Source organism: Massilia mucilaginosa (genome assembly GCF_011682145.1).
In the GTDB taxonomy this organism is placed as follows: Bacteria; Pseudomonadota; Gammaproteobacteria; order Burkholderiales; family Burkholderiaceae_D; genus Telluria_A; species Telluria_A mucilaginosa.
On record NZ_WHJH01000186.1, the window covers coordinates 1 to 574 of the forward strand.

The 574-nt window shown below is 48.1% G+C and carries 1 protein-coding gene; it reads left to right on the top strand.

The window, feature by feature from the left end:
• Positions 1 to 347: hypothetical protein (locus F2P45_RS35850; RefSeq protein WP_223164920.1), on the top strand; the 347-nt coding region annotated here is incomplete at its 5' end.
• Positions 348 to 574 lie beyond the last annotated feature (227 nt).

Consider the following 574-nt stretch of genomic DNA (forward strand, 5'->3'; position numbering starts at 1 on the left):
CCGCTTTACCCTGCCCCGTTCAATTGGGTAGGGCGCCTATTGCCCACAATAGGATAATTCGAACCGAGCGGCGTCGAGAGCGACAATTCGGAATTGCGGATGACGTTTATGAAACATCCAGGCTAGTAGCAACGGTAACTCGGGTGCTGAAGGTGAAATCTACCGTGAAAAAATCAGGGAATTGCTCAAGAATGGCGAATGGCGAATGGCGGAAAGCCATGAGAATTGAAATTGATGACGTGCGTCGAGTAGCACGCGAAGCTGGAGAACCGAAGATATATAACGAGGCAATGCGTGAGATGCTTGAGTATTTCAAGTGTTTGGAAAAGAACGGTTTACTCAAATGAGGACTGTATGAAATCAAACTACGAAAACAACCCTTACATTGGCGTGGGAGATCTACTTTTTGGGATGACGCCCGATCAGGTCAGCCAGCGTGTCGGTGCTCCTAGTCTTACTGTGTCATAAGTTATATCGAGCCACATTGCAGCAGGGGCATCGTTGAAGTCGTTTCACGATTGCAGACATGATGAGTGTGCGCAATGACGTAATTGATTCAGGTACGTGGCGCTGT